The sequence below is a fragment of the Photorhabdus heterorhabditis genome (genome assembly GCF_001280945.1).
Classification (GTDB): Bacteria; Pseudomonadota; Gammaproteobacteria; order Enterobacterales; family Enterobacteriaceae; genus Photorhabdus; species Photorhabdus heterorhabditis.
Map to the genome: position 1 here is coordinate 1 of NZ_LJCS01000132.1, position 2723 is coordinate 2723.

Annotated in this window: 2 protein-coding genes; both read left to right on the forward strand. The window is 45.6% G+C overall.

All coding sequences use genetic code 11. The features are described 5' to 3' along the window. Positions 1–651 precede the first annotated feature (651 nt). Positions 652–1197, forward strand: a complete 546-nt coding sequence (gene tssB / locus AM629_RS20745) for a type VI secretion system contractile sheath small subunit (RefSeq protein WP_083451974.1) — start codon at positions 652–654, stop codon at positions 1195–1197. Between the two features lie 42 nt (positions 1198–1239). After that, on the forward strand, positions 1240–2723 hold a 1484-nt coding region (gene tssC / locus AM629_RS20750), incomplete at its 3' end, for a type VI secretion system contractile sheath large subunit (RefSeq protein WP_054481666.1).

The window sequence follows — 2723 nt, forward strand, 5'->3', positions numbered from 1 at the left end:
TAATAGTAAGAAAATGATGTTAGACGATATCGTAATAATACTCTCATTAACCTGTCTGGTTTTATTTGTGAAAATTATTATATGTCCGCCTGATGACAGTAAAATTATTTGATCCTGTTTTAATATGTACAACGGAATTTATTCTCATTTGCATAACGGAATAGATAATCATTCTTTTTTACACCTATTTTGTTGTTAAATTGCCAGGTTGAAAATGGAGTGTTTATCGTGATCAATGGCATCATTAATTGATTAAAAATCAAATGATTATATTGTTTTTATCCATGAGTCATCTGGTTATAACAGAGAAAATAATCTGATTCATATGATTAAAACAAAGGCAATGTTTTATTAAAATAAATCAAATCTCGTTTATATTTGGTTTGTTGATTATATTTCTTTTCTCTTCTTTACTGTAATTTACATATTATTGTTTTTAATCAAAAAGTGCTTTTTGATTAAAATTATCTTGATTTTATTTAATTATGTTTACAAAATTGCCTATTCAAAGAAATAGCTCGTCGGGTCAGTGCCTTTATTTATTTCGACGAGACTTGTCGGTGTTATCTTATTTTCTGCCCGGCTAATTGCCTGTTCGTAAATAGCTAAGTCCGGTTTTCTATTTCTGAAATCTGTTATGGCATGACCCTCATGCTGTCGTCTTATCTTGTTTTTATTATTATTATTGAGGAGCTGCTTGTGGCCCAGAGTTTTCAAAACGAGATCCCCAAAGCCCGTATTAATATCAAGTTGGATTTGCATACGGGCGGTGCGCAGAAAAAAGTGGAATTACCCCTGAAATTATTGGTGATGGGAGATTACAGCAACGGACAGGAACAGCGACCGCTCTCGGAAAGAGACAAGGTTGCTATTAACAAAAACAATTTTGACAGCGTACTGGCTGAATTCAGCCCTACCCTTAACCTGACGGTTGAAAATACTCTGGCGGGTGAGGGAAGTGACGCCAATATCGCGCTGGCTTTCCGGCAAATAAAAGACTTTGAGCCTGAGCAAGTCGCCCGGCAAATTCCGCCGTTACGGGCGTTACTGTCTATGCGCAATCTGCTGCGCGATCTGAAATCCAACCTGCTTGACAACGCCACGTTTCGCCGGGAACTGGAGCATATTCTCCAGGATGACCAGCTGAGTGAGGAACTGCGGACAGAACTCGCCGCCCTGGCGCCGCCACAAGCGTAATAATCCCCCTATTTTTACAAAATTTGAGTTAAGGATAAATTAATGGCAGTCCAAGAACCGGCTACATCTGTGGCGGCAACCCCGACCCACAGTGAAGGTAGCGTCTATCAATCTTTATTTAAGAAAATTAATTTACAGCCAGTCGAACGTTTGAATGATTTCGATCTTTTTCAGAACAATGATGCGTTGGCTGATGTGACAACGGATGAGCGGGTGACGGCGGCGGTCAGCGTTTTTCTCTCGCGGTTGAAAGCGTCGGCGCAAACAGTGAAGCGGCTGGATAAAGCCTTACTGGATCAGCATATCGATGAACTGGATAACCAAATCAGTCGCCAACTGGATGTGGTCATGCACCACCCGGCATTCCAGCAGGTGGAATCCGCCTGGCGCAGCCTGAAATTTCTGGTTGACCGGACGGATTTCCGTCAGAACGTCAAAATTGAAGTGCTGGATGTGACGAAAGCGGATTTGCAACAGGATTTTGATGATGCGCCCGAAATTGTGCAAAGCGGTTTCTATCGCCATACCTACATTCAGGAATACGATACGCCGGGCGGTGAACCGATTGGCTCGGTGATTGCCAACTATGAATTTGGTGCCGGCTCACAGGATATTGCCCTGTTGCGCAATATTGCTAAAGTGGCGGCAGCGGCACATATGCCCTTTATTGCGGCTGCCGGCCCCGCTTTCTTCGGCAAGGAAACCATGGAGGAAGTCGCGTCAATTAAAGACATGGGTAACTACTTTGACCGCGCTGAATACATCAAGTGGAAATCCTTCCGTGACAGCGACGATGCCCGTTACATCGGCCTGACGTTGCCGCGAGTATTGGGGCGTTTGCCCTACGGCCCGGATACGGTGCCGGTGCGAACGTTTAATTACATCGAACAGGTCAAAGGGCCGGACCACAATAAATACTTGTGGACTAATGCGGCGTTTGCGTTTGCGGCCAACATGGTGAAAAGCTTTGTCGGAAATGGCTGGTGTGTGCAGATCCGCGGGCCACAGGCGGGTGGGGCGGTGACTGATTTGCCGATCCACCTCTACGATTTGGGGACTGGCAGTCAGGTTAAAATCCCGTCAGAAGTGATGATCCCGGAAACCCGTGAGTTTGAATTCGCCAATCTGGGGTTTATTCCGCTCTCTTACTACAAAAACCGCGATTATGCCTGCTTCTTCTCGGCTAACTCAATGCAAAAACCGGCGCTGTATGACACCGGCGAAGCCACGGCTAACAGCCGGATTAATGCGCGCTTGCCGTATATCTTCCTGCTGTCCCGCATTGCCCATTACCTGAAATTGATCCAACGGGAGAACATCGGGACTACCAAAGATCGGCGTCTGCTTGAAATCGAACTGAACAACTGGATCAACACGCTGGTGACGGAGATGACCGATCCGTCTGACGATCTGCAAGCCTCGCATCCACTGCGTGAAGCGCGGGTGGTCGTTGAAGATATTGATGACAATCCGGGATTCTTCCGGGTCAGGCTGTATGCGGTGCCGCATTTTCAGGTTGAAGGGCT